Origin of the sequence: Pseudomonas sp. CFBP2511 (assembly GCF_030209255.1) — a bacterium.
GTDB classification, from domain to species: domain Bacteria; phylum Pseudomonadota; class Gammaproteobacteria; order Pseudomonadales; family Pseudomonadaceae; genus Aquipseudomonas; species Aquipseudomonas avellanae.
The window spans coordinates 25,498-51,569 of the sequence record NZ_JARVSI010000009.1 but is presented as its reverse complement, the minus strand read 5'-3'; the positions used below and the strand labels follow the sequence as shown (position 1 = coordinate 51,569).

Annotated in this window: 28 protein-coding genes; 4 read left to right on the top strand and 24 right to left on the bottom strand. The window is 58.7% G+C overall.

The window, feature by feature from the left end:
• Positions 1 to 4: 4 nt before the first annotated feature.
• The 3 genes from QRN38_RS07845 to QRN38_RS07835 all read left to right on the top strand — a co-directional run bounded on the left by QRN38_RS07845 (position 5) and on the right by QRN38_RS07835 (position 4,121).
• Entirely contained in the window at positions 5 to 829 is an 825-nt protein-coding gene (locus tag QRN38_RS07845; RefSeq protein ID WP_005771007.1) for a peptidoglycan DD-metalloendopeptidase family protein, read from the top strand.
• A gap of 380 nt (positions 830 to 1,209) precedes the next feature.
• Complete coding sequence (leuA, locus tag QRN38_RS07840; RefSeq protein ID WP_024666428.1) at positions 1,210 to 2,880, top strand: 2-isopropylmalate synthase; 1,671 nt, start codon at positions 1,210 to 1,212, stop codon at positions 2,878 to 2,880.
• A 371-nt stretch (positions 2,881 to 3,251) separates the two neighbouring features.
• Positions 3,252 to 4,121, top strand: a complete 870-nt coding sequence (locus QRN38_RS07835; RefSeq protein WP_024657240.1) for an oxaloacetate decarboxylase — start codon at positions 3,252 to 3,254, stop codon at positions 4,119 to 4,121.
• A gap of 115 nt (positions 4,122 to 4,236) precedes the next feature.
• On the opposite strand, the gene QRN38_RS07830 is transcribed toward QRN38_RS07835, so the two are convergent.
• From QRN38_RS07830 to trmJ, 22 genes are all read right to left on the bottom strand, one after another.
• Positions 4,237 to 4,680: a hypothetical protein gene (locus QRN38_RS07830; protein ID WP_057419092.1), complete on the bottom strand. Its 444-nt coding sequence runs from the start codon at positions 4,678 to 4,680 to the stop codon at positions 4,237 to 4,239.
• A gap of 59 nt (positions 4,681 to 4,739) precedes the next feature.
• The gene (locus QRN38_RS07825; RefSeq protein ID WP_057419091.1) at positions 4,740 to 5,531 is read right to left on the bottom strand and encodes an amidohydrolase; all 792 of its coding nucleotides are present in this window, start codon (positions 5,529 to 5,531) and stop codon (positions 4,740 to 4,742) included.
• On the bottom strand, positions 5,519 to 6,667 hold the full coding sequence (locus QRN38_RS07820; RefSeq protein WP_057419090.1) for a pyridoxal phosphate-dependent aminotransferase: 1,149 nt from the start codon (positions 6,665 to 6,667) through the stop codon (positions 5,519 to 5,521). The genes QRN38_RS07825 and QRN38_RS07820 overlap by 13 nt, the downstream gene beginning before the upstream one ends.
• Positions 6,668 to 6,779: 112 nt before the next feature.
• Positions 6,780 to 8,249, bottom strand: coding sequence for a ribosome biogenesis GTPase Der (gene der, locus QRN38_RS07815; protein ID WP_003380618.1), 1,470 nt, complete (start codon positions 8,247 to 8,249; stop codon positions 6,780 to 6,782).
• A gap of 131 nt (positions 8,250 to 8,380) precedes the next feature.
• Positions 8,381 to 9,535 (bottom strand): outer membrane protein assembly factor BamB, encoded by a 1,155-nt coding sequence (gene bamB / locus QRN38_RS07810; protein WP_005771013.1) that lies wholly within the window; start codon positions 9,533 to 9,535, stop codon positions 8,381 to 8,383.
• Entirely contained in the window at positions 9,528 to 10,169 is a 642-nt protein-coding gene (locus QRN38_RS07805) for a YfgM family protein (RefSeq protein WP_003380615.1), read from the bottom strand. Before QRN38_RS07805 ends, bamB begins: the two co-directional genes overlap by 8 nt.
• 38 nt (positions 10,170 to 10,207) lie before the next feature.
• Entirely contained in the window at positions 10,208 to 11,497 is a 1,290-nt protein-coding gene (hisS, locus tag QRN38_RS07800; RefSeq protein WP_032710990.1) for a histidine--tRNA ligase, read from the bottom strand.
• 22 nt (positions 11,498 to 11,519) lie between these two features.
• On the bottom strand, positions 11,520 to 12,629 hold the full coding sequence (ispG, locus tag QRN38_RS07795) for a flavodoxin-dependent (E)-4-hydroxy-3-methylbut-2-enyl-diphosphate synthase (RefSeq protein WP_003380613.1): 1,110 nt from the start codon (positions 12,627 to 12,629) through the stop codon (positions 11,520 to 11,522).
• Positions 12,630 to 12,632: 3 nt separating this feature from the next.
• Positions 12,633 to 13,628: a RodZ domain-containing protein gene (locus tag QRN38_RS07790; RefSeq protein WP_057419089.1), complete on the bottom strand. Its 996-nt coding sequence runs from the start codon at positions 13,626 to 13,628 to the stop codon at positions 12,633 to 12,635.
• The gene (gene pilW, locus QRN38_RS07785; RefSeq protein ID WP_005771019.1) at positions 13,628 to 14,386 is read right to left on the bottom strand and encodes a type IV pilus biogenesis/stability protein PilW; all 759 of its coding nucleotides are present in this window, start codon (positions 14,384 to 14,386) and stop codon (positions 13,628 to 13,630) included. The genes QRN38_RS07790 and pilW overlap by 1 nt, the downstream gene beginning before the upstream one ends.
• A gap of 26 nt (positions 14,387 to 14,412) precedes the next feature.
• Complete coding sequence (gene rlmN / locus QRN38_RS07780) at positions 14,413 to 15,561, bottom strand: dual-specificity RNA methyltransferase RlmN (protein ID WP_007247079.1); 1,149 nt, start codon at positions 15,559 to 15,561, stop codon at positions 14,413 to 14,415.
• A 33-nt stretch (positions 15,562 to 15,594) separates the two neighbouring features.
• Entirely contained in the window at positions 15,595 to 16,020 is a 426-nt protein-coding gene (ndk, locus tag QRN38_RS07775; RefSeq protein WP_002552482.1) for a nucleoside-diphosphate kinase, read from the bottom strand.
• A gap of 96 nt (positions 16,021 to 16,116) precedes the next feature.
• On the bottom strand, positions 16,117 to 16,317 hold the full coding sequence (iscX, locus tag QRN38_RS07770; protein WP_003314176.1) for a Fe-S cluster assembly protein IscX: 201 nt from the start codon (positions 16,315 to 16,317) through the stop codon (positions 16,117 to 16,119).
• Positions 16,318 to 16,331: 14 nt separating this feature from the next.
• Entirely contained in the window at positions 16,332 to 16,673 is a 342-nt protein-coding gene (fdx, locus tag QRN38_RS07765; protein ID WP_007247080.1) for an ISC system 2Fe-2S type ferredoxin, read from the bottom strand.
• A gap of 3 nt (positions 16,674 to 16,676) precedes the next feature.
• The gene (gene hscA, locus QRN38_RS07760) at positions 16,677 to 18,539 is read right to left on the bottom strand and encodes a Fe-S protein assembly chaperone HscA (RefSeq protein ID WP_057419116.1); all 1,863 of its coding nucleotides are present in this window, start codon (positions 18,537 to 18,539) and stop codon (positions 16,677 to 16,679) included.
• Between the two features lie 44 nt (positions 18,540 to 18,583).
• Entirely contained in the window at positions 18,584 to 19,105 is a 522-nt protein-coding gene (gene hscB, locus QRN38_RS07755) for a co-chaperone HscB (protein ID WP_057419088.1), read from the bottom strand.
• A gap of 11 nt (positions 19,106 to 19,116) precedes the next feature.
• Complete coding sequence (gene iscA, locus QRN38_RS07750) at positions 19,117 to 19,440, bottom strand: iron-sulfur cluster assembly protein IscA (protein WP_003380604.1); 324 nt, start codon at positions 19,438 to 19,440, stop codon at positions 19,117 to 19,119.
• A 42-nt stretch (positions 19,441 to 19,482) separates the two neighbouring features.
• A complete protein-coding gene (gene iscU / locus QRN38_RS07745) occupies positions 19,483 to 19,869 on the bottom strand; it encodes a Fe-S cluster assembly scaffold IscU (protein WP_003380603.1) in 387 nt (128 codons plus the stop codon).
• Between the two features lie 82 nt (positions 19,870 to 19,951).
• On the bottom strand, positions 19,952 to 21,166 hold the full coding sequence (locus tag QRN38_RS07740) for an IscS subfamily cysteine desulfurase (protein WP_005771029.1): 1,215 nt from the start codon (positions 21,164 to 21,166) through the stop codon (positions 19,952 to 19,954).
• 44 nt (positions 21,167 to 21,210) lie between these two features.
• Positions 21,211 to 21,702 carry a Fe-S cluster assembly transcriptional regulator IscR gene (gene iscR, locus QRN38_RS07735; protein ID WP_003380601.1) on the bottom strand — a complete coding sequence of 164 codons (492 nt, stop codon included), beginning with the start codon at positions 21,700 to 21,702 and terminating at the stop codon, positions 21,211 to 21,213.
• Between the two features lie 159 nt (positions 21,703 to 21,861).
• Positions 21,862 to 22,638: a serine O-acetyltransferase gene (cysE, locus tag QRN38_RS07730; RefSeq protein WP_007247084.1), complete on the bottom strand. Its 777-nt coding sequence runs from the start codon at positions 22,636 to 22,638 to the stop codon at positions 21,862 to 21,864.
• Positions 22,638 to 23,411: a tRNA (cytosine(32)/uridine(32)-2'-O)-methyltransferase TrmJ gene (gene trmJ / locus QRN38_RS07725; RefSeq protein ID WP_057419087.1), complete on the bottom strand. Its 774-nt coding sequence runs from the start codon at positions 23,409 to 23,411 to the stop codon at positions 22,638 to 22,640. Before trmJ ends, cysE begins: the two co-directional genes overlap by 1 nt.
• A gap of 215 nt (positions 23,412 to 23,626) precedes the next feature.
• On the opposite strand from trmJ, the gene suhB reads away from it, so the two are divergent.
• Positions 23,627 to 24,442: a type III secretion system regulator SuhB gene (suhB, locus tag QRN38_RS07720; protein ID WP_003380594.1), complete on the top strand. Its 816-nt coding sequence runs from the start codon at positions 23,627 to 23,629 to the stop codon at positions 24,440 to 24,442.
• 67 nt (positions 24,443 to 24,509) lie between these two features.
• Here suhB and QRN38_RS07715 read toward each other — a convergent pair whose 3' ends face one another.
• Together QRN38_RS07715 and secF are read right to left on the bottom strand one after the other, a co-directional pair.
• A complete protein-coding gene (locus QRN38_RS07715; RefSeq protein WP_007247086.1) occupies positions 24,510 to 25,049 on the bottom strand; it encodes a glycine zipper 2TM domain-containing protein in 540 nt (179 codons plus the stop codon).
• A gap of 108 nt (positions 25,050 to 25,157) precedes the next feature.
• Positions 25,158 to 26,069: a protein translocase subunit SecF gene (gene secF / locus QRN38_RS07710; protein ID WP_003380592.1), complete on the bottom strand. Its 912-nt coding sequence runs from the start codon at positions 26,067 to 26,069 to the stop codon at positions 25,158 to 25,160.
• Between the last annotated feature and the right edge of the window lie 3 nt (positions 26,070 to 26,072).

Here is a 26,072-nt window from a genome sequence, read left to right as displayed (position 1 = left end):
GCCGATGCTACGTTTTATCGCCCCGCTGTTCGCCCTGCTGCTCTGCCTGCCCGCCCATGCCGACAGCTTTATCACTCGCGCACTCGATAAACCGGTGCCCGGTGGCGTTGCGGTGATTGATCTGGGCACCGGCGCGCAGGCACCGACTGCCACCTATCAAGGCAAACCGGTGCTGGTGGTCAAGGAACAAGGCACTCGCTGGCTGGCCATCGTCGGCATCCCGCTGACCGTCAAACCCGGCACTCAGCAAGTGACCTCGGGCGGGCGCACGATGAGCTTCACGGTCGGCAGCAAGAAGTACCCGGAACAGCACATCACCCTAAAGAACAAGCGTCAGGTCAACCCCAACCCTGAGGACAACAAACGGATCGAGGGCGAACTGGCCGAGCAGATCCGCGCCTACCGCAGCTTCAGCCCAGGCACGCCGAGCAATCTGATTCTGGACAAGCCGGTCAACGGCCCGCTGTCGAGCAAGTTCGGTGTGCGTCGCTTCTTCAACGGCGAAGAGCGCAACCCGCACTCGGGGCTGGATTTCGCCGTACCGGCCGGTACACCGATCAAATCCCCGGCAGCGGGCAAAGTCATCCTGACCGGCAATTACTTCTTCAATGGCAACACCGTGTTTGTCGACCATGGGCAAGGCTTCATCAGCATGTTCTGCCACCTGTCGAAAATCGACGTGAAAGTCGGCGATCAGGTGCCTCGTGGCGGCGTGGTCGGCAAAGTCGGCGCTACCGGTCGGGCAACCGGTCCGCACATGCACTGGAACGTCAGCCTGAACGATGCACGGGTTGACCCGGCAATTTTCATTGGTGCGTTTCAGCCCTGACCTGAATTGCGAACAAGCGATATAACGCTTGTTCGCAATAGCCAAAGCCGGCGAACTATCGTTGCGCACATCGTCTTTAGCCAACAAAAAATGGTAATAAAAGCTGGAAAATCCGCTATAAAAAATCGTAAAAACGGCAATTACGAGAATATATCCCGATTTTTTTCAAGTGCTTGCCATTGCTCCTGCCAATGGTTACGGTTGGCCTCATGAAAAATCCTCAAACCCTTATTCTGTTGCGCCAACACCGGTGCCTCAGCCTGGTCAGCGCCCGACTGCCAGGCTAGATTGCTGTGCCTCGCCCCTGTGTTCGCTACCCCCATGTTTTTAGAACGGCAGGCCGCCTTTATCCGGCCCCTTCACTACAAAAGGATTTCCAGATGACCATGCTCAACAATCCATCGAAGAAGTACCGCGCGTTCCCGACCATTGACTTGCCTGACCGCACCTGGCCATCGAAAACCATTGATGCGGCGCCGATCTGGTGCAGTTCTGACCTGCGCGACGGCAATCAGTCGCTGATCGAGCCGATGGACTCAGTCAAAAAGCTGCGTTTCTGGAAAACCCTGGTCAGCGTCGGCGTCAAGGAAATCGAGGCGTCGTTCCCGGCGGCTTCGCAAACTGACTTCGATTTCGTTCGTACTCTGATCGAAGACGGCCACATCCCGGATGACACCACCATTCAGGTGCTGACCCAAGCGCGTGAAGACCTGATCGCTCGTACTTTTGAATCGCTGCGTGGCGCCAAGAAGGCCATCGTTCACCTGTATAACGCTACCTGCCCATCGTTTCGCCGTATTGTCTTCAATCAGGACAAAGCTGGCGTGAAGGAAATCGCGGTCAACGCTGCCAAGCTGTTCGTGAAATACGCGGCGCAACAGCCAGAAACCCAGTGGACGTTCGAGTACTCGCCGGAAACCTTCAGTGCCACCGAGCTGGAGTTCGCCAAGGAAGTCTGCGACGCGGTCATCGAAGTGTGGAACCCGACGCCCGAGAACAAGGTGATCCTGAACCTGCCGGCCACCGTTGAAGTCGCTACACCCAATATTTATGCGGACCAGATTGAATGGTTCGGCCGCCACATCACTCGCCGCGACAGCGTGCTGATCAGCCTGCACACTCACAACGACCGTGGCACTGGCGTGGCCGCTACCGAGCTTGGCCTGATGGCAGGCGCGGATCGCGTCGAAGGCTGCCTGTTCGGCAACGGCGAGCGTACCGGCAACGTCGATCTGGTCACTGTCGCACTGAACCTTTACACCCAGGGCATCAACCCTGAACTGGACTTTTCGGACATCGACGGCGTGCGCAAGGTCGTCGAGGAGTGCAATCAGATTCCGGTTCACCCTCGTCACCCGTACGTTGGCGACCTGGTCCACACCGCGTTCTCCGGCTCGCACCAGGACGCCATCCGCAAGGGCTTCACGCAGCAGAAGGAAGGCGAATTGTGGGAAGTGCCTTACCTGCCTATCGACCCGGCTGATATCGGTCGCAGCTACGAAGCCGTGATTCGCGTCAACAGCCAGTCCGGCAAAGGCGGCATCGCCTACCTGCTGGAGCAGGAATACGGTATCTCCCTGCCACGTCGCATGCAGATCGAGTTCAGCCAGGTGGTTCAGGGTGAAACCGACCGACTGGGCCTGGAAATGACCGCTGAACAGATCCACGCGCTGCTGCGCCGTGAATACCTGCAGGCCAACACGCCTTATGCGTTGATCAGCCATCGGTTGCAGGAAGAGAACGGCAACAGCGCGGTAGATGCCGAAGTGCACGTGGATGGCGAAACGCAGCATTGGCGCGGCAAGGGCAAAGGTGCTCTGGAAGCACTGGTGGCTGGCCTGCCGGTTGCCGTCGAAATCATGGACTATAACGAGCATGCCATCGGTTCGGGCACCACGGCCAAGGCCGCTGCCTATATCGAATTGCGCGTGAATGGCGACCGTGCCGTGCACGGCGTGGGTATTGACGAAAACATCACCACGGCCAGCTTCCGCGCCCTGTTCAGCGCATTGAACCGCTCGCTGAGCCAGGCCCAGGCCAAAGCAGCCTGAGTCGACAATGACGATGGCGGACGCAAGTCCGCCATCACATGATCTGTTCTGAAACGCCCTCCTCCTCTCGCAAGCCTGTCAGCTCAGCCTCTTGCAGTCTGTGCATGACCCTGCCTGTTTCGGCATAATCTTTTTCATTTATGCTGTGGTAGCATGCTGCCCTTATCCGAGAATGGCCATAATCCAACAGCAATTCATATGCTGACGGTGCCGCTCCGGACTTTCCTGCCAGCGACACCTTTCTTATAAAAACCAAGACGACCACTGCATTGATTTCCGGACGAAAAGAATGCTCGGGCAGACTCACCGTGCATTGAAATTACTATCGGCCTCGGTAATGCTGAGCTGATCCAATCACATTTGGAGCGATTATGCCCAAGGCTTCCCATCAAGATTTGCGCCGCAGTTTCCGTGCGCTTACCTCGTCGAACTCGTGCTTTCACACGGCCTCGGTATTTGACCCCATGTCAGCGCGAATCGCGGCAGACCTGGGTTTTGAAGTAGGCATCCTCGGCGGCTCTGTCGCTTCGCTGCAAGTACTGGCAGCCCCTGATTTCGCACTGATCACGCTCAGCGAATTCGTCGAACAGGCCACGCGCATCGGTCGCGTCGCGCAACTTCCAGTGATCGCGGACGCAGACCATGGTTATGGCAATGCCCTTAACGTCATGCGTACCGTTGTGGAACTGGAGCGTGCAGGTATTTCGGCACTGACCATCGAAGACACCCTGCTGCCTGCGCAATTCGGGCGCAAATCCACGGACCTGATTTCCACCGCTGAAGGCGTTGGCAAAATCCGCGCGGCACTGGAAGCACGCGTCGATCCGGAAATGTCGATCTTTGCCCGCACCAATGCGGCGATCATCCCGGTTCAGGAAGCCATCAGCCGTGTGCAGCAGTACCAGGCTGCCGGGGCTGACGGCATCACCATCGTCGGCATTCGTGACTTTGATCACCTGGCACAGATATCAGAAGGCATTACCGTGCCACTGATGCTGGTGACCTACGGCAACCCGGAGCTGCACGACAACGCGCGCCTTGCCGAAATGGGAGTGAGGGTCTGCGTGCATGGCCACGCTGCTTACTTTGCTGCGATCAAGGCCACTTACGACTGCCTGCGCGAGCAACGCCAGATACTGGGCAGCGAGTCGAACATGAGCGCGACAGAACTGACCCACACCTATACCCAGCCCGAAGACTACGTCGAATGGGCCAAAAAGTTCATGAACGTAAGCGAGTAAGAGCGAGGGTTATCAGTACTGCATAGACGCTTTGCAGCGCACGATCAAGCGCGGCCGCAGAGCGTCACCTGCTGCAGGCCAGCACTTCAAGGTATTGGCATGTGAGCCGTGTGTATCACGCCGTGGTATTTACACCACGCTGAGTCTCCAGTTGCAAAAGCGAGCCTTGCAGGGTCTGCAAGGTGGCGCTGGTCGCAGAGATCTGAGCCTGGATCGCAAGGGCTTTCATGGCCTTTTCCTCAGGTGTCCCTTTGCCGCTTTGCGCTGCTGCCAGTTGCGCCTGCTGCTGGGCGAGCTGCTTCTGAGCATCTTTAATCTGCTGCTTTATTTTCTCGATCGTATCATCGAGGGCCGACTGGCTCGAACCGCCAACGCTGCCACCACCACCTGCTGCAACAGCCTTGCCGCCTTCGGTGGAAGCCTGATCCGAGCTTTTCTCTGTCTCAGTGGTGGTCGTCGCAGTAGCAGCCGCCTTGGTTGCTTCGGCGTCGGTAGGCTTGACCGCGATCGTCAACGAGCTGGCGTAGCTGTTCAGTGTAGAAGTATTGATGGTAGTCATGACGGTCTCCTAGGGTTCTGAACAGCCTATCGGCCGACTCGTAACATTCTGAAGTAATTTTATTGAATATTAAAAGAGTCAGCGTCCAGCCCTGCTGGAAAGCGCGTGCGATAGGCCTGCAGGTCCGAGGCACTCAGTGTTGCGCGAAAGACGCCGTCAGCTTCTCCGACGCCCAACAGGCTCTCACCCTGAAAATCCAGAACCTGACTGTCACCGGTGTACGCGAAGCCCTTGCCGTCAGACCCGACCCGATTGACCGCCGCAACGTAACACAGGTTTTCAATCGCCCTGGCAGGTAGCAACCGGTTCCAGTGCAAACGTCGAGCGCCGGGCCAGTTGGCGGTGTACAGCAACAGGTCCGTACCCTCTGCATCACGGCTCCATACCGGGAAACGCAGGTCGTAGCAGATCAGCGGCCGGATACGCCAACCATTGAGCTCAAACGTCACCTGGCGCTCGCCCGGCGTGTAATGCTCGTGCTCGCTGGCCATGCGAAACAGGTGGCGCTTGTCGTAGTGCAACAACTCGCCATCCGGCCGCGCCCACAGCAGGCGATTACGATGACTGCCATCGGCGTCGCGAATAATCACACTGCCGGTCACAACCGCATTGATGCGCTTGGCTTGTGCCAGTAACCACGTCGATGTCGGCCCAGCCTCCGGTTCCGCCAGCATCTCGGACTCCATCGAAAACCCGGTGGTGAACATTTCAGGCAGGATCACCAGATCGACACCTTGCGCCTGATCCAGCAACGGCGCGAAATGTTCGAAATTGGCTTCGCGGTCATGCCACGCCAGAGTCGTCTGAATCAGCGCGATGTTCAGGTTTGGCAGATCGCTTATATCGCGCATAGTTTCTCCGCAGCCAGACGCAGCGTGTCTTCCTGTTTGGCAAAGCACAGGCGGATCAAGCGCTGCCCAGACGGCGGGCTCTGATAGAACACAGAAATGGGAATGCTCGCCACGCCGTGCTCACGGGTCATCCACAGGGCCATGTCGACATCGTTCAGGTCAGGCCTGATCTGCGAGTAATCCACCAACTGGAAATACGTACCGCCAACTGGCTTGAAGCTGAAACGTGAATCCGCCAACTGATTACAGAAGTAATCCCGCTTGGCCTGATAGAACCCCGGCAGCTCATCAACATGCTCGGGATGCTCGGCCATGAAGTCGGCCAGTGCGTATTGCAGCGGTGTCACGCCACAAAAACTGACGTACTGATGCACCTTGCGCAACTCGGCGGTCAACGCTGGCGGCGCGACCACATAGCCGGTTTTCCAGCCGGTGACGTGATAGGTCTTGCCGAACGAGCTGACCACAAACGCACGCTGATACAACTCATCGTGATCAAGCACGCTGACATGCCGCGCGCCGTCGAAGACCAGATGTTCGTACACCTCATCGCTGAGCAGGTAGATGTCACGGTCGGCAATCAGCGCCGCCAGCCGATCCAGCTCGGCACGGCTGATCAGTGCGCCGCTCGGGTTATGCGGGCTGTTGATGACGATCATGCGCGTGCGCGGGCTCAGTGCATCGCTGAGTTTTTGCCAGTCGATGGAGAAGTCGTCCAGCCCAAGTTGCACATGCACGCAGCGCCCACCGGCCAGCTCCACCGCAGGCTCGTAGCTGTCGTAGCACGGGTCAAAAATGATGACTTCGTCGCCGGGACGAATGACCGAATGGATGGCGCAGAAAATCGCCTGGGTCGCGCCGGGCGTTATGGTGATTTCGCTGTCCGGGTTGATCTCACGCCCATAGCTGCGAGCGATCTTGGCCGCGACCTGCTGACGAAGTGCAGGCAGACCGGTCATGGGTGAATATTGGTTATGGCCTTGAGTGATATGTCGGCAGACCGCATCGCGCAGCGCCTGCGGCCCGTCAAAATCGGGAAACCCCTGGGACAGGTTGATCGCGCCGGTTTCGGCGGCCAGTTGTGACATGACGGTGAAGATAGTGGTGCCCACATTGGGCAACTTGCTGTCGATCATGAAACCCTTTCCCTGCAATCTCTCCGCAACCAGAACGGCCCGGGCCAACCAGAATAGCTCAAAAAACACGTACAAAAAAAGGCGCCGAAGCGCCCTTTTTGAAGTGGCTGACTCAGCGCTTGTCGCGGCGCTTCTTGTCAGCTTTCTTGTGGTGCGACATCATTCGACGCTTCTTGTTGACCTGACGGTCAGTCAGCGTGTTCTTGTTGCCTTCATACGGGTTCTCGCCACCCTTGAACTCGATGCGGATCGGCGTACCGACCAGCTTGAGCACACGGCGATAGGTGTTTTCCAGGTAACGGACGTAGGACTTGGGTACTTTTTCGACCTGATTACCGTGAATCACGATCAACGGCGGGTTGGCGCCGCCCAAGTGAGCGTAGCGCAGCTTGATGCGGCGGCTGCCGACCATCGGTGGTGCGTGCTCGCTGACCGCATCTTCCAGAATCTGGGTCAGGCGGCTGGTAGGCCAGCGCGTTACCGCAGATTTGAACGAGTTCTGTACCGACTGATACAGGTTACCCACGCCCGTGCCATGCAAGGCCGAGATGAAGTGGATATCCGCGAAATCAACGAAGAACAATCGGCGTTCCAGCTCGATTTTCACGAAGTCACGTTCGCCCGGCGTCATGCCATCCCACTTGTTCAGTGCGATGACCAGTGCACGCCCCGCTTCAAGTGCGAAGCCCAGCAGGTTGAGGTCGTGGTCGACCACACCTTCACGGGCGTCCATCACGAAGATCACCACGTTGGCGTCCTTGATGGCCTGCAGCGTCTTGACCACGGAGAACTTTTCTACTTCTTCGTGGATCTTGCCGCGCTTGCGCACACCGGCGGTGTCGATCAGCGTGTACTTCTCTTCGTTACGCTCGAAGGGAATGTAGATACTGTCGCGGGTGGTGCCGGGCTCGTCATAGACGATAACCCGGTCTTCGCCGAGCATACGGTTGACCAGCGTCGATTTGCCGACGTTCGGGCGGCCGATGATAGCGATCTTGATGCCGTCTTTTTCGCTCGGGCCGGGAATGCGCTTGGCTTCCTGACCTTCGGCAACTTCCTCGACTTCACCTTCTTCGAGCTCATCCTCGTCCTTGGGGAATTCGCGCAGGGCGATTTCGAGCATCTGCGAGATGCCGCGACCGTGGGCACCGGCCACCGGAATGGCATCGCCCAGCCCCATCGGGCTGAACTCGGCACGCGCCAGGTTCTCATCGATGTTGTCGATCTTGTTGGCAACCACGTAAGAACGTTTGTTGCGCTTGCGCAGGTGCTCACCAATCATCTGATCAGCGGCGGTATAGCCCGCACGGGCGTCCACCAGAAACAGCACCACATCGGCTTCTTCAATGGCGAGCAGCGATTGCTCGGCCATTTTTTCGTCCATGCCATGCTCGTCACCGGAAATACCGCCGGTGTCGATCAGAATATAGGAGCGCCCTTGCCACTTCGCCTCTCCGTATTGGCGATCACGGGTAAGACCGGACAGATCGCCGACAATAGCGTCGCGGGTCCTGGTCAGGCGGTTGAACATGGTGGACTTGCCGACGTTCGGTCGACCCACCAGGGCGATTACGGGAACCATTAGGCTCTCCACTTCGTTATTTCAGAAAATACAAAAGCCGCTGCAGGGCAGCGGCCGGAGTTCGGAGCGGTGCACACCGCAGCCTTGCCTGAGCAAGGGCACCCGGGGCCAGCAGCCCCGGGCATGGACACTTATTGCTTGATGGACAGCGCTTCCAGTTTGCCGCTGTTGCCATACACGTAAATCATGTCCCCAACCACCAGCGGACGAGCACGCAGGCCGTCGCTGTCAATGCGCTCGCGACCGACAAAACGACCGTCGACCTGGCTCAACAGGTGAAGGTAGCCTTCCATGTCACCCACTGCTACATAGCTTGAATACACTTCCGGTGCGCCCAGTTGGCGGCGAGCCAGCGATTCGTTGCTCCACAGTGCAGAGGACGAGCGCTCGTCGATGCCTTCGACAGTGCCGGAGGCCAGGGTTGCGTAAACACTGCCAAAGCCTTGGGCAACGCCCGAGTAGCTTGAAGCATCACGCTGCCACAGCACACGACCGCTTTCCAGTTCCAGGCCGGCAACTCGACCCTGATAGGTAGCGACGTACAGTGTACCGCCGGACAGCAGCAGGCCACCGTCGATATCGACCACGCGGTCCAGTTCCGAGCGACCTTTAGGGATCGCTACGCGCTGTTCCCAGATCGGCACGCCATTGGAAATATCCAGCGCGACGACTTTGCCGGTCGACAGACCCGCTACAGCGAGGCGGTTGGTGGCCAGTGGAGCACCGGTGCCGCGCAGTGTCAGCACCGCTGGCGTGCTTTCGTAGATCCAGAGCTGGGAGCCGGTGGAGGCATCAAAGCCGACAACACGGTCATCCTGAGTCTGAACCACAACCACGGAACCGTTGGTGGCAGGCGGAGCCAGCACTTCACTGGTTACGCGGGCGCGCCATTTTTCTTCGCCGGTCGAGGCGTCCATGGCGACCACTTCACCCTTGAGGGTGCCGATCATCACCAGGCCGTAGCCCACACCTACAGCGCCGGAAACCGGAAGATCGAGATCTTTCTTCCAGATCACGTCACCGGTCAGACGATCCAGCGAAAAAACTTCGCCAGTGACGTCAGCCGCATAAATACGGTCGCCATCAATGGCCGGGACCATCATGTTGTAGGTCTTGCCCTGGCCGTCACCAATCGAACGGCTCCACTGCTTGTGCAGAACCACTTCTTCTTTGAAGTCGGTCAGCTCGGCCGGAGGCAATTCCTTTTTGCTGTTGCTGCTGCAACCCGCGGCCAGAATGGCCAGAGCCAGCAATGCTGCATGTTTCCAACGAATCACGTCACGCATCCCCTTTCGCCAGATCGTCGAGCTTCATTTGCAGGCCGCCTACCGCTGCGTCTTCGGACAGCGCAGATTTGGCCTTTTGGTATGCAGCATGTGCCTCGTCGGTACGACCCAGCTGCTCGAGCAGGTCACCCTTGAGTTCTTCACGACTGGCGAGGAATGCCTTGTCGGCATCGCCGGCGAGCAGTTTCAGCGCGTCATCGGTCTTGTTCTGCGCAGCCAGCACGCGAGCCAGACGCTGACGGGCGATTTCACCCAGCGTGTCGTTGGCAGGCTTGTCGGCCACGGCTTTCAGCTCGGCAGCAGCGTCGTCCAGCTTGCCGGCATCGACCGCCACCTTAGCGACGAACAGGCTACCGAACTGTGCATAGGTAGTGCCACCGAATTCGCTCTTCAGTTTGCCGGATATCTCGGCAACACGCGCGGTGTCGGCCTGACCACTTGGCGTCAATGCGGTTTCCAGCAGTTGCTGATAAAGCATCGAGGCGCCCTGCGACTGGCTGGCTTGATACCTGTGCCAGAACTGCCAACCCAAGACCACAACCAGCGCCAGCAAACCACCGGTCAGCAAAGGTTTGCCGTTGCGCTGCCACCAGTCCTTCATTACCGCCAGCTCTTCATCTTCGGTACCCGACACCCCAATACTCCTATTCGCAAAACGGCTGTTAATCAGCTTCAACCCTGCACAACGCAGGAGGCCAGGTGCTCTGACAGAGCGTCCCAGGCAATATTTTGTTGTTCACCCTGACCACGCAGGGGTTTGACGCCTATGATCTTTGCAGCCAGTTCTTCTTCACCGAGGATCAGCGCGTACAGCGCGCCGCTCTTGTCAGCCTTCTTGAACTGGCTCTTGAAGCTGCCCGCACCGGCGTTGACCTGCAGGCGCAGGTTGGGCAACCGGTCACGGACCTGTTCGGTCAGCGCCAGCGCAGCCAGTTCGGCCGCTTCGCCGAAGGCACACAGGTAGACATCGACCTGACGGGCAATTTCTTCGGGAACCTGCTCAAGGGTTTCAAGCAGCAATACCAGCCGCTCGATGCCCATTGCAAAACCGACGCCGGCAGTGGGCTTGCCGCCCATCTGCTCGACCAGACCGTCGTAACGACCGCCCGCGCAGACCGTACCCTGGGCACCCAGTTGATCAGTGACCCATTCGAAAACAGTCTTGCTGTAGTAATCCAGCCCGCGTACCAGCTTGGGGTTGATGACATAAGGAATGCCGGCGGCGTCCAGACGGGCCTTGAGGCCGTCGAAGTGGATGCGCGACTCGTCATCCAGGTAATCCGCCAGCTTGGGCGCATCGACCAGCACAGCCTGGGTTTCAGGGTGTTTGGTGTCCAGTACACGCAGCGGATTGGTTTTCAGGCGACGCTGGCTGTCTTCATCCAGTTGATCAAGATGGGCCGAAAGAAACTCGACCAGCGCATCGCGGTAACGCGCACGCGCCTCGCTGGTGCCCAGGCTGTTCAGCTCAAGCTTGACCGCATTGCGAATGCCCAGCATGCCCCACAGCCGCCAGGTCATGACGATCAGTTCTGCATCGATGTCCGGGCCGTCAAGATTGAAAACCTCGACACCGATCTGGTGAAACTGGCGATAGCGGCCTTTCTGTGGACGCTCGTGGCGAAACATCGGCCCGATGTACCACAGTTTCTGAACCTGACCGCCACCGGTAATACCGTGTTCAAGAACCGCACGCACACAGGCGGCAGTGCCTTCCGGGCGCAGGGTCAGAGAGTCGCCGTTACGGTCGGCGAAGGTGTACATCTCTTTTTCGACGATATCGGTCACTTCGCCGATAGAGCGCTTGAACAGGTCGGTAAATTCGACGACAGGCATACGAATCTGCCGGTAACCGTAGTTATCCAGCAAACGCGAAACAGTGCCCTCAAAGTGACGCCACAGGGGCGTCTGCTCGGGCAGAATGTCGTTCATGCCACGAATGGCTTGTAGAGACTTACTCACAGAAAATCCTTAGCAATCCTGGTTAGCCGCGCACGATGACCGAGGCGTCGGCTGCGGTCTTTTCGGCCGCTTTCTCGCGAATCAAGCGTTCAAGCTCATCCACGAGATTGTCATTGGTCAGTTTCTGCGCGGGCTTGCCGTCGATGTAGATCAGGTTCGGCGTACCGCCCGTGAGGCCGATATGCGCCTCCTTGGCTTCGCCAGGACCGTTGACCACACAGCCGATCACCGCGACATCAAGTGGCACCAGCAAATCTTCGAGGCGACCTTCCAGCTCGTTCATGGTCTTGACCACATCAAAGTTCTGCCGCGAGCAGCTCGGACAGGCGATGAAGTTGATCCCACGGGAACGAAGGCGCAACGATTTGAGAATGTCATACCCGACCTTCACCTCTTCGACCGGGTCAGCGGCCAGCGAGATGCGGATAGTATCGCCAATCCCTTCGGCAAGCAGCATACCGAGACCGACAGCCGATTTCACGGTGCCCGAACGCAAGCCACCGGCTTCGGTGATTCCCAGATGCAGCGGCTGGACAATCTGTTTGGCCAGCAGGCGATAAGCAGCGACCGCCATGAACACATCGGAGGCCTTGACGCTGACCTTGAAGTCCTTGAAGTTCAGGCGCTCAAGGTGCTCCACATGACGCAGCGCCGACTCTACCAACGCCTCTGGCGTGGGCTCGCCATACTTCTTCTGCAGGTCTTTTTCCAGCGAACCGGCGTTGACGCCGATACGGATCGGTATGCCGCGATCACGCGCCGCGTCGACAACCGCGCGCACGCGGTCTTCACGACCGATGTTGCCAGGGTTGATACGCAGACAGTCGACACCCAGCTCTGCCACGCGCAACGCGATGCGGTAATCGAAATGGATATCGGCGACCAGTGGCACCTTGACCAGTTGCTTGATGCGACCGAAAGCCTCGGCAGCATCCATGTCCGGTACGGAGATGCGCACGATATCGACACCGGCCGCTTCCAGACGATTGATCTGCGCAACAGTGGCCGCCACATCATTGGTATCGCTGTTGGTCATGCTCTGCACAGCAATCGGCGCATCGCCGCCGACCGGTACAGAACCGACCCATATTTTTCGGGATTCGCGACGCTTGATCGGAGATTCGCCGTGCATGACTTATTGCCCTAGCTTCAGGCGAGCAGTCTCGCCGCTGGTGAAAGGTGCCACGTCTACCGCCTGACCGTTATAGCTGACCTGCGCACCGCGCGCGAAGCCCAGACGCAGGGTCAAAGGTGGCTTGCCGCTGACGTCGAGGGTCTCGCCCTTGCGCTTGAGGCCGCTGACCAGCACTTTACCGTTTCCGTCAGTGACCTGGGTCCAGCAATCGGCGACAAACTGCACGCTGACCTGACCGGCACCGGCCATGACAGGCGCGGGTTGCTCGGCAGGGGTCGTCGGCATGGACGGTACGTTGGGCGACGCCACTGGCGCTTGTGTGGTGCTGACAGGCGGTGTCGCCACAGCAGGGGCCTGCGACTGAGCAGTAGCATGACCGGAAGCAGGGGCAGCAGGGGCAGCGCTCGGTGCCTCACTGGCAGGCGCACCAGCGTTCAGCGGCAACGAGGTCTGACCTGCGGGCGGGGCTTCAACCACGGCAGGCTCTTCCGGCTCGTCGAGCGGGTGGATCTGGGTAGTGCCGTCGGCGCTCTCGACCTCGACGTGCTCCATGTTCAGCCCGGACTGATCCTTGCCGCGCAATGAAGCCTGATCCTGCCACCAGACAAACCCGCCACCGACCAGTATGACCAGCAATAAAAGACTGACGATACGCAGAATGTTGTGTGACAGCCTGACAGGCTCTTCGATACGGCCCAGGGCGTGAACAGAGCTGCCCTTGCCGTCGGTGCCGGTAAACTGGTCGAACTGTTCGACCAGCGCGGTCTGATCAAGGCCAAGCAGTTTGGCGTAGGCACGCACATAGCCCCGGGCAAACGTATGCCCAGGCAACTTTTCAAAATTACCGTTCTCCAGATTGCTCAGGGAGGTCACGGTGAGGTTCAGCCTCAAAGCCACATCTGGCAGCGACCAGCTCCTGCTCTCGCGGGCCTGGCGCAGTGTTTCTCCAGGGTTCACGCGGGTGGTTGCTACAACTTCGGGATGCGCCGCTTTCATCATTGCTCCGACAGGTATTGCTGATATTCCGGCGTACCGGGATAGAGTCTTTTCAATTGCAGGCCATAGCTGGCTGCCTTGTTGCGGTCATCGTAGACCTTCGCCAAACGTGTGCCGAGCAATAGACTACGTGCATTTTGCTCACTGAGTTGGCTAAAACGGTCGTAATAATCACGTGCGGGCACATATTGCCTGTCTTCGTAATACAACTGAGCCATTTCCAGTAACGAACGCGGCTGTTGACGATCCAGACGCAGCGCCTTGGTGAATTGCTCGCGGGCCTGCTCACGATTGCCCAGCTTGAGCGAGGTCATGCCCAGACTTTCAAAGACCCGTGACCGCTCAGGATACAGGTTGTCGGCAGCGGCCTGCTCAAACCGCTCGTAAGCTTCCTGGTAACGCTTTTGCTCGAACAGAAAGCTGCCGTAATTATTGACGATGCGTGTTTCGTTGTTACTGGAAGCCAGCGCCTTGCGAAAGTATTGCTCGGCCAGTTGCGGCTCCATTTCGGTCTGAAACACCAGCGCCAGCGCAGCATTGGCCTGCGCATCTGAACTGTCGAGCTCAAGTGCCTTTTTCAGCGGAACCTTGGCGCGCTCGGTCTGACCCTGCTCGAAGTAGCCGAGCCCCAGCTGCACGTAGGCCCTGCGCGCCTCTTCACGCCCCTGCGTCGTGGTCATCGGGTTGACGTTGCCCGTGGACACGCACCCCGTCAGCAACACGACAGCACATAGCAGCAACGAGGCACGCACAGACATGGAGTCTCTCTCGGTCAGGTTCGCAGTCAGGTTCGAGTGGCTGCAGCCGGCGCCGTATCGACGTCGGCGCTCAACTCACGCACAGCAATGTAGCGTTCACTACGGCGCGTGCGATCCATCACCTGCCCGACCAACTGGCCGCATGCAGCATCGATGTCTTCACCGCGCGTGGTGCGCACAGTGACGTTATAACCGGCCTGATGCAACAGGTCCTGAAAACGACGGATTGCGTTATTGCTTGGGCGCTCGTAACCGGAGTGCGGAAACGGGTTGAACGGGATCAGGTTGATCTTGCAAGGTGTGTCCTTGAGCAACTCGATCATCTCGACCGCGTGCTCGACCTTGTCGTTGATGTCCTTGAGCATGGTGTACTCGATGGTGAGCACACGTTTTTCGCCCAGACTGGACATGTAGCGACGGCAGGACTCAAGAAGCATCTGCAACGGGTATTTCTTGTTAATCGGCACCAACTGGTTGCGCAGCGCGTCGTTCGGCGCGTGCAGCGACAGGGCCAGCGAGACGTCGATATGCCTGGAAAGCTCGTCGATCATCGGCACCACACCGGAGGTGGATAACGTCACCCGGCGCTTGGAAATGCCATACCCCAGGTCATCCATCATCAGACGCATGGCGGCAATGACATTGTCGAAATTCAGCAGCGGCTCACCCATGCCCATCATCACCACGTTGGTGATGGCACGGTCGACGGTAGCCGGGACGCTGCCAAAGGATTTGTTGGCAATCCACACCTGGCCGATAACTTCGGCGGCGGTGAGGTTGCTGTTGAAGCCTTGTTTGCCGGTGGAGCAGAAACTGCAATCCAGGGCACAGCCCGCCTGGGACGAAACACACAAGGTGCCACGCTTGCCCTGCGGAATATAAACGGTCTCGACACAGCTGCCGGACTCTACACGCACCACCCACTTGCGGGTGCCGTCGGTGGAGATGTCCTCGCTGACCACTTCAGGACCGCGAACTTCAGCGCAGGCCTTGAGCTTCTCGCGCAGGGCCTTGCTGACGTTCGTCATTGCGTCGAAATCATCGACGCCGAAGTGGTGAATCCACTTCATGACCTGACCGGCACGGAAGCGCTTCTCCCCGATAGAGTCGAAGAATTTCTCCATTTCCTGTTGAGTCAGCCCCAGCAGGTTGGTTTTACCAGTCGATGCAATCATGAATTCACCCTTCACTAGTCAGTCAAAAATGACTTAGCGAGCGGTTACTTCGGTAGCTGCGAAGAAGTACGAGATTTCGCGAGCAGCGGCGGCTTCCGAATCGGAACCGTGTACAGCGTTGGCGTCGATGGAATCAGCGAAGTCAGCGCGGATGGTGCCGGCAGCAGCTTCTTTAGGGTTGGTAGCGCCCATCAGCTCACGGTTCAGAGCGATAGCGTTTTCGCCTTCCAGAACCTGAACGACAACCGGGCCGGAGATCATGAAAGCAACCAGGTCGCCGAAGAAACCACGAGCGCTGTGCTCAGCGTAGAAACCTTCAGCTTCGGCCTTGGACAGCTGCTTCAGTTTGGAAGCGACAACGCGCAGACCGGCTTTTTCGAAACGAGTGGTGATCTCGCCGATTACGTTCTTTGCAACGGCGTCAGGCTTGATGATGGAGAAAGTACGTTGAACAGCCATGGTGAAACTCCAGAAACAGTGATTGAAGCGAAAAATTAAACCCGCGAATTATACGCGGGTTCTGGTGTATTGCCTAACGGCGTACGTTACTGAACGTCAATCCAGCTCTTCGATCCACAATGTCTGGATCGCTTCGAGGACTTTTTCCCCGCTGCGGTCCGGGTGGTCATCGAATTCAGGCAAGGCCATCACCAGGCCACGCAGCTTGGGGAAACTCACAGTGAGCGGATTTACTTCCGGGTGGCTTTCAGCCAGCTGGATAGCAATTTCCTGCACATCAACCCATTTGAGACTCATGAGCAATCCTTGAATCAGTGCGGCGCTTCGGCAGCGTGGTTGAGCGAATACTTGGGAATTTCGACGGTCAGGTCTTCTGTGCCGACAATTGCCTGACAGGATAGACGCGATTGCGCTTCCAGGCCCCAGGCTTTGTCGAGCATGTCCTCTTCCAGCTCGTCCGCTTCATTCAGCGAACTGAAACCTTCGCGAATGACACAGTGACAGGTAGTGCAGGCACACACGCCACCACAGGCGCTCTCGATCTCGATGTGGTGCTCGTGGGCGATCTCGAGAATAGACGTACCGGGCTCAGCTTCTACAACCAGCCCGTCCGGGCAAAGCTTGTCGTGGGGCAGAAAAATTACCTGCGGCATCAGTTATTCCTCAATCTCATTCAAGTTGCGCCCGGCCAGTGCGGCTTTTACCGTCGAATCTAGGCGTCGGGCAGCAAATGCATCGGTCACCTGCGACAGACGCTTGGTCTGCTGCTCGATGGCATAACCATCGGTGCCTTGCATCAGTTCACGGAGTTCGTCCATCTGCAGGTTGATAACCAGGCGCTCTTCTTCGTCGAGAAGACGCTCGCCATCGGCGTCCAGCGCGCCCTGAACGGCTTCAAGCAGACGCTCGGCGTCAACCTGATGCTCACGCAGCACGCGGGCAACCTTGTCGTCACCGGCGTACGCGAAGGAATCCTTGAGCATGCGGGTGATTTCGCCATCAGTCAGGCCGTAGGACGGCTTGACCTGGATGCTCGACTCGATACCCGAGCCCATTTCACGCGCCGAAACGCTGAGCAAACCGTCTGCATCGACCTGGAAGGTGACACGAATCTTTGCCGCACCCGCGACCATCGGCGGGATGCCACGCAATTCAAAACGCGCCAGGGAACGGCAATCGCTGACCAGCTCGCGCTCGCCCTGCAGAACATGAATTTTCATGGCCGTCTGGCCATCTTTGTAAGTGGTGAATTCCTGGCCACGCGCTACCGGGATCGTGGTGTTGCGCGGAATGACCTTTTCCATGAGCCCGCCCATGGTTTCGAGCCCCAGCGAAAGCGGAATCACGTCGAGCAACAGCAGTTCGCCGCCATCACGCTTGTTGCCTGCCAGTGTATCGGCCTGGATCGCAGCCCCAATGGCCACCACTTGATCCGGGTCAATCTGGGTCAGCGGCTGACGGCCGAACAATTCAGCGACGGCCTCACGCACACGCGGAACACGGGTCGAACCACCGACCATGACCACCGCCTCGACTTCTTCAAGCTCGATGCCGGTGTCACGCACCGCACGACGGCAGGCTTTCAGGCTACGCGCGATCATCGGCTCGATCAGCGCATTGAGCGCGTCGCGAGTCAGGGTGCCGCGCCAATCGCCATGAGCAACCTCGACGAACTCGGCGTCGGTCAGCGCTTCCTTGGCCGAGCAGGCCGCCTGTAACAGGCTGCGCTGTGCGGAAGGGTCCAGATCGGCAGACAGGCCGGCGTCGGCGACGATCCAGCTGGCAATCGCATGATCGAAATCGTCACCGCCCAGCGCGGTATCACCGCCGGTGGCCAGTACTTCAAAGACGCCGCCCGTCAGGCGCAGGATCGAAATATCAAAGGTCCCGCCGCCCAGGTCGTAGATGGCGATCACGCCCTCGGCTTTCTGGTCCAAGCCGTAGGCAACAGCCGCAGCGGTCGGCTCATTGAGCAGGCGCAGCACGTTCAGGCCGGCCAGCTTGGCGGCATCTTTGGTCGCCTGACGCTGAGAGTCGTCGAAATAGGCCGGAACAGTGATGACCGCACCGACCAGTTCGCCGCCCAGCGCCGCCTCAGCACGCTGACGCAACACCTTGAGAATGTCGGCAGACACTTCAACCGGGCTTTTAGCCCCCTGAACAGTGTCGATGAACGGCATGTGCGATTCACCGCCGACGAAGCGGTAAGGCAACTGCTCACCCAACTGCTTGACGTCGGACAGGCCACGGCCCATCAGGCGCTTGACTGACAGCACGGTGTTGAACGGGTCCTGCGAGGCCGCGGCTTTCGCCGCCTGCCCCACTTCGACGCGATCCGCGTGATAGCGAACGGCAGACGGCAGGATAACCTGCCCTTCTGCATCGGCCAGCGGTTCGGACAGGCCGCTGCGCACTGCAGCAACCAGAGAATTGGTGGTGCCAAGGTCGATACCCACAGCCAGTCGACGCTGGTGCGGTTGAGGACTCAGGCCGGGTTCGGCGATTTGCAGTAAGGCCATGCTGTTCAGAATAATCACTGGCGCGCAGCCGGGGCTGCGCGGGGTTAATCGTCGAGGCGCTCTTCTAACTGGCGCACTTCGTGAGAAAGCTTGTCGAGAAACTGCATACGCCGCATCAGCTTTTCAGCGTGCTCGCGCTGTGCAGCGTCATTCCAACAGGCAGCGAAGCTCTGGTTCAACTCGTCCTGAGCGACCTTGAGCTGACGCTTGAAGGTCGCCACCCCGGCAAGATCGGCCTCGTCCTGCAAGTCCTCAAGATCTTCGCGCAATTGCATCTGCTGCAGAAGAAATTCAGGATCGTGCACGGTGACCTCAAGCGGCACCTCGTTGCCATTCATTGCCAGAAGGTAGCGCGCCCGTTTCGGCGGGCTCTTCAGGGTCTGATAGGCTTCATTGAGACTGGCTGAACGCTCCAGCGCCAGACGCTGCTCACGCTCGGGAGCGTCAGCGAAGCGATCCGGGTGGACGTTGCGCGCCAGTTCACGGTAGCGCTTTGCCAACTGGTCGAGATCAAGCTGAAACTCGGGCTTGAGTTCGAACAGGGCAAAATGACAGGGACTGCCCACAATAAAGAGCCTCAGACGTTGAAGCTTTCGCCACAGCCGCACTCACCGCGCGAATTGGGGTTGTTGAACTTGAAGCCTTCGTTCAACCCTTCACGCACGAAATCGAGCTCGGTGCCATCCAGATAGACCAGGCTTTTCGGGTCGATGATCACCTTGACACCGTGCAGTTCAAATACGGTGTCTTCGCTGGCCGCCTCATCGACGAACTCGAGCACATAGGCGAGACCTGAACAGCCTGTGGTGCGAACACCCAGACGAACGCCATCACCCTTGCCGCGCCCGTCGAGGGAACGGCGTACGTGGTTAGCGGCAGCTTCTGTCATGCTGATAGCCATCGGAGCTCCTTACTTGTCTCTGACTTCTTTTGGAAGACCCGCTTACAGCAGGCCTTTCTTCTGCTTATAGTCACGAACAGCCGCCTTGATGGCGTCTTCGGCGAGTACCGAGCAGTGGATCTTTACCGGAGGCAGCGCCAGCTCTTCAGCCAGTTGAGTGTTTTTGATGGTCTCTGCTTCATCCAGAGTCTTGCCCTTCATCCACTCGGTGGCCAGCGAGCTGGAGGCAATTGCCGAGCCGCAGCCGTAGGTCTTGAACTTGGCGTCTTCGATAACGCCGTGCTCGTTGACCTTGATCTGCAGGCGCATCACGTCGCCGCACGCAGGAGCGCCGACCATGCCGGTGCCCACATCAGGGTCTTCCGCGTTCATCTTGCCGACGTTGCGCGGGTTTTCGTAGTGGTCGATGACCTTTTCGCTGTAAGCCATGATTCTGTTCCTCTCACATCAGGGAGCCGCTCTGCAGGTCACGCCGGTGTTGCACATGACCTGTCTTGAAGGCAGCTTTAAGTTAGTGCGCCGCCCACTCGATCTTGGAGATATCGACGCCGTCTTTGAACATGTCCCACAGCGGCGAAAGTGCACGCAGCCTGGTAACAGCCTCGCACACCTTCTGCGCGGCGTAATCGATCTCTTCTTCAGTGCTGAAACGACCGAAGGTGAAGCGAATCGAGCTGTGCGCCAGTTCGTCGTTACGACCCAGAGCGCGCAGTACATACGACGGCTCAAGCGAGGCCGACGTACAGGCCGAACCGGACGATACCGCCAGGTCCTTGAGCGCCATGATCAGCGACTCGCCTTCGACATAGTTGAAGCTCAGGTTCAGGTTGTGCGGTACGCGGGCAGTCAGGCTGCCGTTGACGTAGAGCTCTTCCAGGTTTTCGACTTGCTTGTAGAAGCGATCGCTCAGCGCTTTGATACGCACGCTTTCAGCGGCCATTTCTTCCTTGGCGATACGGAACGCTTCACCCATACCGACAATCTGGTGCGTCGCCAGCGTACCGGAACGCATGCCGCGCTCGTGACCACCGCCGTGCATGGCCGCTTCAAGGCGGACCCGCGGTTTGCGGCTGACGTACAGCGCGCCGATACCCTTCGGACCGTAGGTCTTGTGTGCGGAAAACGACATGAGGTCAACCTTGAGGCTGGCCAGATCGATTTCAACCTTGCCGGTCGACTGGGCACCGTCAACGTGGAACAGCACGCCACGCGAACGGGTCAGTTCACCAATGGCAGCGATGTCGTTGATGGTGCCGATTTCGTTGTTCACGTGCATGATCGACACCAGAATGGTGTCGTCGCGCAGTGCGGCTTCAATCATCGATGGCGTGATCAGACCGTCTTCGCCCGGCTCGATGTAGGTCACTTCAAAACCTTCACGCTCCAGTTGGCGCGTTGTGTCCAGCACAGCCTTGTGCTCAACTTTCGAAGTGATCAGGTGCTTGCCTTTGCTGGCATAGAAATGCGCAACACCCTTGATCGCCAGGTTGTTGGATTCGGTGGCACCCGAAGTCCAGACGATTTCACGAGGGTCGGCACTGACCAGATCGGCGACCTGACGACGCGCGTTCTCGACCGCCTCTTCAGCTTTCCAGCCAAAAACGTGGGAGCGCGATGCAGGGTTGCCGAAGTTTCCTTCGACCGTCAGGCATTCGATCATTTTCTGCGCGACACGCGGGTCGACCGGGGTCGTCGCGGAGTAATCGAGGTAAATCGGCAATTTCATTGAAGCTCTCCTATCAGGCAGGCGCACCGCTCATTCATCTGCGTTCATTCGACGGCGGACGTTTCGATCTTACCCAGTTGCGACGTGTGGTTATGACCACGGCGCATATCCTGGCGCTGAGCGACTTCTTGTACCTCACGGCGAGTGACAAGATCCGCCAAGCTGATACCGCTTAGAAATTCGTGAATCTGCTGGCTCAGATCGCACCACAAGTGGTGGGTCAGGCAGGTATCGCCAGCGTGGCAATCACCCAGCCCCTGACAACGCGTGGCATCGACCGATTCATTGACCGCGTCGACGACTTGGGCGACCTGGATGCCTTTCATGTCACGAGACAGCTGATAACCGCCGCCCGGACCGCGAACACTGGAAACCAGATTGCCGCGACGCAGTTTGGCGAACAGCTGCTCGAGATAAGACAGGGAAATACCCTGCCGCTCGGAGATGTCGGCCAGAGACACTGGCCCGTTCTGCGCATGCAACGCCAGGTCAAGCATGGCTGTCACAGCGTATCGGCCTTTAGTAGTCAGTCGCATGGCGTATACCGCAGAGGTTCGGAATGAGAGCGAGTATGCTATTCCCGAGCAAATTAGTCAACTATTAGACCAAGTAAAACAGTCGGGATTAGCGAAAAGTGCGGGCTGCATCATAGCAAAGCTGCGGCGCAATGGCACGCGCCACGCAGTCTGGGTACGCTAGCCGACGGTGTCTTCGCGAGCATCCTTGACACAGTCGAAGACCTCGTTGCGTAACTCGGGAAGGTCTTTGGCGCAATAATCGCTGCCCAGCCTGCCGAGGGCGTCGCACATGCCTTCAAGACGGCCATCGACCGCCTGCAGGTGATCCAGCATCTGACCGATGGCACGGGCGATGGGGTCTGGCATGTCGCCACTGACACCATAGGCATCGAAGCCAAGCTTTTCCGCCATGACCTTGCGCCTGGCTTCGGTTTCGTCGTCGGACTTGACGATGATGCGCCCCGGAATACCCACGGCAGTCGCGCCCGCAGGCACGGCCTTGGTCACCACGGCATTGGAACCGATCTTGGCGCCTGCACCCACGGTAAACGGCCCGAGCACCTTGGCACCGGCACCCACGACCACGCCGTCTTCCAGCGTGGGGTGGCGCTTGCCGGCGTTCCAGCTGGTACCGCCCAGGGTCACCCCCTGATAAAGCGTCACGTCATTGCCGATTTCGGCGGTTTCGCCGATCACTATGCCCATGCCGTGATCAATGAAGAAGCGACGGCCTATGCGTGCGCCCGGATGAATCTCGACACCGGTCATCCAGCGACCGAAGCTGGACACCACTCGCGCAAGCCATTTCCAGCCATTGCGCCACAGAACATGAGCGAAACGGTGCAGCCAGATGGCATGCATGCCCGGGTAGCAGGTCAGCACTTCAAAAGCATTGCGCGCCGCAGGGTCGCGATGAAATACGCTTTGAATGTCTTCTCGCAGACGCTCGAACATTACTGGTCCTTCCGCTTGTAGGGTTCACCGCGTGCGGCTTTCTGGGTTTCGGTCAGGACGCCGCGCAGAATACTCAGCTCGGAGCGCTCCACTTCACTGCGACCGAACAGCCTGCGCAGCCGCGCCATCAGGTGCCGCGGTTTTTCCGGGTCAAGGAAGCCGATGTTCACCAGCGTGGTTTCCAGATGACCATAGAAACCTTCCATCTCATCCATCGTCGCCAGCTCGGCGTTATGCGCCGACGCGGCCTTGGGCGTTTCGCCCTCGCCGGCCTGCACCGAAGCCGCCAGCCAGGCCATGCGCACTTCATAGCTGAGCACTTGCACGGCAGCGGCGAGGTTGAGCGAGCTGAACGTGGGGTCCGACGGAATGTGCACATGGAAGTGACAGCGCTGCAGTTCTTCGTTGGTCAGGCCGGCATGCTCGCGACCAAAGACCAGCGCCACTTCAGCGCGCTCCCCGGCCTGCTCGATGACTTTCTCACCGGACGCCCGCGGATCAAGCAACGGCCACGGCAGACTGCGATCACGCGCACTGGTGCCGAGCACCAGACGACAGCCGACCAAAGCCTCTTCAAGGGTCGCAACAACCTGCGCGCCTTCGAGAATATCGGTGGCGCCCGACGCCCGTGCATCGGCATCGGGCGAAGGAAAGATGCGAGGATCGACCAGTACCAGACGCGTGAGCCCCATGTTTTTCATGGCGCGAGCGGCACCGCCGATATTTCCGGGATGGGTAGTGCCGACCAGGACAACACGGATGTTCTGCAACAAGGCGAATGCTCACTGATGCGAATTAGGGGGGCAAATCTTACAGAAACGACTCGCCTAGCGCTATGAAGCCGTGCACCCCTGAAGATCGTGACGGCCCGCCCGCGAGGTAAAAAAACACACGCGAACCCGACAACCGTAACAACGCAAGGCTGGAAATAATTCGAATCAGCCCATAGAATGCCCGGCTCTCTTTAACAACCTTAGGTGAATTGTCCATGCAGCCCATGCTGAATATCGCGCTGCGCGCCGCCCGCAGCGCCAGCGAATTGATTTTCCGCTCCATCGAGCGCTTGGATACCATCAAGGTTGACGAAAAAGAAGCCAAAGACTACGTCACAGAGATCGACCGTGCCGCCGAGCTGAGCATCATCACCGCCCTGCGCAAGGCCTATCCGACTCACGGCATCCTTGGCGAAGAAAGCGGCATGCACGAAGGCAGCGGCGAAGGCACCGACTACCTGTGGATCATCGACCCACTGGACGGCACCACCAACTTCGTTCGCGGCATTCCTCACTTCGCAGTCAGCATTGCCTGCAAATACCGCGGTCGTCTTGAGCACGCCGTCATTCTGGACCCGGTTCGCCAGGAAGAATTCACCGCCAGCCGTGGTCGCGGCGCAGCCCTGAACGGTCGCCGCCTGCGCGTCAGCCAGCGCAAGAGCCTGGAAGGCGCCCTGCTGGGCACGGGCTTCCCGTTCCGTGACAACCAGATGGACAACCTCGAAAACTACCTGGGTATGTTCCGCAGCCTGGTCGGCCAGACCGCCGGCATTCGTCGTGCAGGCGCTGCCAGCCTCGACCTGGCCTATGTCGCTGCCGGTCGTTTCGATGCGTTCTGGGAGTCGGGCCTGTCCGAGTGGGATATGGCCGCAGGCGCACTGCTGATTCAGGAAGCAGGCGGCCTGGTCAGCGATTTCACCGGCGGTCACGACTTCCTTGAAAAAGGCCACATCGTCGCCGGCAACACCAAGTGCTTCAAGGCCGTTCTGACAGCCATCGCACCGCACCTGCCCGCCTCGCTCAAGCGCTAAGCTGCAGATGTAAAAAAACCGGCTTTCGCCGGTTTTTTTATGCCTTGAAGAAGCTCAGCGGCAGGCGTTATTGCGCCTGACCCAGTATCAGCTGACCTTCTTTGTCGACCGGAATGCGGCTGCCTGGATCGCTCGCCATGCGAACCTGACCGACCTTCTCGTTCAGCTTGTACTTGACGTTGTAGCCCACCACCTTGTCGCTCACATCGTTAACGGTGGTGCAACGGTTCTGCGTCGTAGTGTAGGTATCACGCTCCTGCATGCCTTCCTGCACCTTATTACCTGCGTAACCGCCACCGACCGCACCTGCTACGGTTGCGAGCTTCTTGCCGTTGCCGCCGCCGACCTGATTGCCGAGCAGACCACCGGCAACTGCGCCGATGACGCTGCCCACGATCTGGTGCTGGTCCTTGACCGGCGCCTGACGGGTAACGGTTACGTCCTTGCAAACTTCACGGGGGGTTTTGATCTGCTGATTGATTGGCTCGACGGCCAATACGTCCGCGTATTCAGGACCACCCTTGACCAGGCTATAGGTGGCAACGGCGCCGCCAGCAGTTACCACAGCAGCACCTAACACAGCACCAACAAGCATAGACTTGTTCACTTGAACCTCCTGACCAATCGAAACGCAGCATGACTGCGCAATGCCTAGCCTTGGAGCATAAAAAAAGGCGCGAGTTCAGAACTCGCGCCTTTTTTATGATGGCCGGACCTACGGGAGATCGTCAGCCTTCTCGACAACCACCGGAGGGATCAGGTCCTCGGTGGTCAGGTTCAGCCAGATCAGCACCACGTTGGCGATGTAGATCGACGAGTAGGTACCCGCCAGCACACCGATGAACAACGCAATGGAGAAGCCTTCCAGGCTGTCGCCACCGAACGCCCACAATGCAGAGATCGCCAACAGGGTCGAAACCGAGGTAGCAATGGTGCGCAGCAATGTCTGCGTGGTGGAGATGTTGATATTCTCGATCAGCGAAGCCTTGCGCAGCAGGCGGAAGTTTTCGCGAACACGGTCGAAGACCACAATGGTGTCGTTCAGCGAGTAACCGATGATCGCCAGCACCGCCGCCAATACCGTCAGGTCGAAAGTAATCTGGAAGAACGACAGGATACCCATCGTCACGACCACGTCGTGGATCAGCGAAATGATCGCGCCGACGGCAAACTTCCACTGGAAGCGGAACGCCAGGTAGATCAGAACACCGCCCAGCGCCATCAGCATGCCGAGGCCACCCTGATCACGCAGCTCTTCGCCGACCTGCGGGCCGACGAACTCGACACGCTTGACCACTGCCGGGTTATCGGCACCGGCCTTGCGCAGCGCTTCAGCGACCTGAGTGCCCAATTGCGGGTCTTCACCCGGCATGCGCACCAGCAAGTCAGTCGTGGCGCCAAAGCTCTGCACAACAGCTTCGTGGTAGCCGGCCGAAACCAGCTCCTGACGAACCTTGCCCAGATCGGCAGGACGCTCGTAGGTCAGCTCGATGAGCGTACCGCCGGTGAAGTCCAGACCAAAGTTGAGCCCTTTATGGAACCAGCTGAACAACGCCAGTGCGGTAAGGAGCATCGTGATGGCGAACGCAACATTGCGAACGCCCATGAAGTTGATGGTACGTAACATGGC